General features: G+C 50.8%; 2 protein-coding genes. Both read left to right on the top strand.

Features of this window, described 5'->3' with window-relative positions; all coding sequences use genetic code 11:
* A partial coding sequence (locus C1I60_RS03430; RefSeq protein WP_252361544.1) for a condensation domain-containing protein occupies window positions 1-1,611 on the top strand: 1,611 nt, incomplete at its 5' end.
* A 134-nt stretch (window positions 1,612-1,745) separates the two neighbouring features.
* Window positions 1,746-4,367 (top strand): non-ribosomal peptide synthetase (locus tag C1I60_RS03425; RefSeq protein ID WP_212734431.1); only part of this gene is annotated, 2,622 nt, incomplete at its 3' end.

Genomic DNA, 4,367 nt, shown 5'->3' with positions numbered 1-4,367 from the left:
CCAGGTGTTGCTTATGCACCGCCGCGCAATGCAGTTGAGGAGCAACTCGTCTCGATCTGGGCAGAAATACTTGATGTAGAGCGTATCGGAATAACGGATTCATTTTTTGACAAAGGGGGACATTCACTCAAAGCTACAACACTCGTTTCCCAAATTCAAAAACAGATGGATGCATCCATTTCTTTGAAGGATGTATTCCGCTTTCCGACCATTGAACGTTTGTCAGAGCTGATTACCGGGCTGGATTCACATACGTATTATTCCATTCCGGTTGCTGCGGAGCAGGCATATTATCCAGTATCTTCAGCTCAAAGACGCCTGTTCCTTGCAAGTCAGGCTGAAGGTGCGCAGCTTACGTATAATATGCCAGGTGCGTTGATCGTTACTGGCTCTCTTGATGTCAACCGTCTGGAACAGGCCTTCCAACAACTCATAGGGCGGCACGAATCTTTGCGAACCGGGTTTGAACTGGCAGCAGGAGAGCCAGCACAGTTTATTTATCCAAATGCTCCGTTTGAGGTTGAGCTACTTCACGCAACGGAGGATCAAATCGATTCTTGTATTTGGGAGTTTGTGCGTGTGTTCGACCTGCAGCGCCCTCCGTTGCTTCGTGTTGGAATCATTCAAACAGATGCTGAACGCCATATTTTATTATTTGATATGCATCACCTGGTATCGGACGGGGTTTCGATGAACATCTTGGTCCAGGAATTTATAAGACTGTATGGCGGAGAAACGTTACCGCCGCTTCGTATTCAGTACAAAGATTATGCAGTCTGGCAGCAAGCTCAAATAGCAGATGGTGCATACAAGCGCCACAAGGATTACTGGCTGGAAATGTTCAAAGGGGACTTGCCCCAGCTGGAACTGCCTACAGATTATGAAAGACCAACAGTGCGCAGCTATGAAGGAGATGTCCATCATTTTGTAATTGAAAAATCTCTTGCACAGGAATTACAGCAGCTTGCCGAAAGCACGGACGCAACGCTCTTTATGGTATTCATGGCTGCATATACCGTTTTGCTGGCTAAATACAGTGGGCAGGATGACATGATTATTGGTACTTCCGTGGCGGGAAGAACCCACGCCGACATGGAGCCGTTAATTGGAATGTTCGTCAATACACTGGCGGTGCGCCATCAACCGTTTGCTGGAAAAACATTTTCGGATTATGTACAGGATGTAAAACAAACGATGCTTAATGCATACGAGCATCAGGATTATCCGTTTGAAGAGATTTTGAAACATTTGCAGTTGCAACGTGAACCGGGACGCAATCCTTTGTTTGACACTATGCTGGTATATCAGAATATGGGTGAAATAGCAGTTGAAATGGACTCCCTCGTCTTTTCTTCTTACGAACAGTCACGGAAAAGTGCCAAGTTTGATTTAACGTTATATGTTCAGCCCGAAGGAGAACAACTGCGATGCGAGTTTGAATTCAGCCGGTATCTGTTTGAGATGGAAACAATTCATGTACTTGCCACAGATTTGTTGTCTGTTCTGTCTGAAGTGGTGCAACAGCCTGAAATTCCTATTCAGGACATTAAATTAATTGAAAAAAGGGTACCGGATCAAAGTGTTATTAGTTCCATTGAACTGAGTTTCTAATCCTTGCTTTCGGAAGGAGAGGGTGTGTAAGACACATTCTCTCCATTTCGGAAGAGGCTCAATATGTTGCTCTATAGATGCTATTTAGATGGTTATGTACCATAATTCATCATTAACATACTGGGGGTCAGATCATGTCAGAGTTTAAACAACAGGAGTTATTTTGGAATCAAACGTTTCAAGCTGACGATGCACCTACGGCCTTCCCATTTTGCAATTCTGCTTCTAAGGGTGGATCAGAATTACACATAAATGGACGGGAAACCTTATGTGAACCGTTATCTGCAGCAGTCTCACAGCGGATTTTACAACTGTCTGGCGGTTCCAGCATGGCGGTTTTTATAATTCTATTAGCTGGGGTAACCAGTTTATTAAATAAATACACAGGCGAAAATAACGTTTTGCTCGGTATACCCACATCAAAAGATGTACATAACCGGATCAATAAATTTCTTATTATTAAAAGTAAACTGGAGCCCACTCATTCATTTAAGTCATTATTTAATGAGGTTAAGCAGTCGTTAAGCGATAGTTTGGAGCATCAAGGGCTGCCATTCAGAAAAATGGTCGGAAAACTCCGTATGCAATATGATTCGGCCAACCGTCCTGTCATTCCTACGCTTGTTGCATTGGACAGTCTCCATTCACTTCTGGAAACAACCAATGTAAATGTGGATATACAGTTTCATTTTGTAATGAAGAAGGATGGCATTAATGTTCAGCTTCAGTACAATGCGCAAAGCTACGAAGAAGCTTATATCAAGCAACTGGTTGCGCATTTAAACCACCTTTTATCTGTGATGCTGTTTCAACCGGATCAGGCACTCGGTGATATAGAGACGCTGCCGGAAAATCAGAGTCAGGAATATCTTTATCGCTGGAACGATACGGCAGCAGATTATCCGCGGGAGCAGACGGTGGAGCAACTGTTTGAACAACAGGTGGCGCGTACACCGGAACAGACGGCAGTCATCTGCGAGGATCGCAGGCTTACCTACCGGGAGCTTAATGCTCAGGCCAATCGGTTGGCGCATACCCTCCGGGCAGCAGGCGTGCAGGCCGACCATCGGGTTGCGATCTGTGCCGAACACAGCGCAGAGGTGGTCATCGCCATTCTCGCTGTCCTGAAAGCAGGCGGGGCCTACGTGCCGATGGACCCGGCTTCTCCAGACGAACGGATCGCCTACATGCTTCAAGATTCCGGCGCTCGCATCGCGCTGGTGGGGGACGGAGTTCAGCTTCCGGCGGACTATAACGGTAGGGTGCTACTCCTTGGAGCGAACGGGGCACCGGAGGAAACGGCTCCGCCTGTGAAGGAGCTGGATGCTCCCCGAGATCGGATGCAGCATTTGGCCTACATGATTTACACCTCCGGCTCCACGGGTCAGCCCAAGGGCGTGTTAATTGAACATCAGGGGCTGACCAACTATATTTGGTGGTCCAGCCGCACGTATGTACAAGGGATGAAGACGACGTTCCCATTGTATTCCTCGCTGGCCTTTGACCTGACGGTGACGAGCATCTTCACGCCGCTGATCACGGGAAATACAGTGATCGTGTACCCGGGTGACGATAAAGCGGCGCTGCTGCCGCGCATCTTCCGCGATCCCCGGATCGATCTGATCAAGCTGACCCCGGCTCACCTGCATCTGGTGCACGAACTGGGGCTGGTGCAGGACAGCACGATCCGCCGAATGATCGTCGGCGGAGAGAATCTGAGCGCGAAGCTTGCGGCAGGGATTTGGGAGCAAAGCGGTGGCACGGTGCTGCTGTTCAACGAATACGGCCCGACGGAGACCGTCGTCGGTTGTATGAGCTATCTGTATGATCCGGCCCGCCCGATAGGCGAGTATGTGCCGATTGGCCGTCCGGCAGCGAATACGAGCATTTATGTGCTGGATCCGTATGGACAGCCGGTGCCAGCCGGGGTCGCAGGCGAGATGTACATTGGCGGAGATGGGGTAGCCCGGGGGTACCTGAACCGGGCGGAGCAGACGGCAGAGAAGTTTGTGGCGAATCCCTTTGTAGCGGGGCAACGGATGTACCGGGCGGGTGACGTAGCGCGCCGGCGGATCGACGGGGAGCTGGAGTATATTGGCCGCACGGACGATCAGGTGAAAATCCGGGGCTACCGGATTGAGCTGGGGGAAGTGGAAGGTGCGATTCGGGCGCTGGCTGCGGTCCGAGAGGTGGTAGTGATCGCGCGCTCGGCAGAAAGCGGATGGCAGGAGCTGTGTGCCTACGTCGTCACGGACGGAAAAATGACGGGTAGAGAATTGCGGGCAGCGCTGAGTACGTCGCTGCCGGAGTATATGATCCCGACCTACTTCGTGCCTCTGGAGGCGCTACCGCTGACGTCCAACGGAAAAGTAGACCGCAAGGCACTGCCCGCGCCACAGGCGTACTTGGAGCCAGGTGTTGCTTATGCACCGCCGCGCAATGCAGTTGAGGAGCAACTCGTCTCGATCTGGGCAGCAGTATTGGGGGTGGCGCAGGTCGGCATTCATGATTCCTTCCTGGATCTGGGCGGGGACTCCATCAAGTCCATCCAGGTGTCAGCGAAGCTGTACCAAGCGGGCTACCAGGTGGGGATGAAAGAACTGCTGACCTATCCTACGATTGCCGCCTTAAGTTCCCATGTCGAGCCGGTGAGGCGGATGGCAGAGCAAGGCGAGATCCGGGGGGTTACGAGAATGACCCCGATCCAGCAGGCCTTCGTGATCGAGCAGCCGACCGACCTGCATCACTATAACCAG

It is taken from the genome of Paenibacillus terrae (assembly GCF_005217525.1).
Taxonomy (GTDB): domain Bacteria; phylum Bacillota; class Bacilli; order Paenibacillales; family Paenibacillaceae; genus Paenibacillus; species Paenibacillus terrae_C.
Note: the sequence above shows the minus strand (reverse complement) of the source record. Positions and strands in the feature narration are given on the sequence as shown.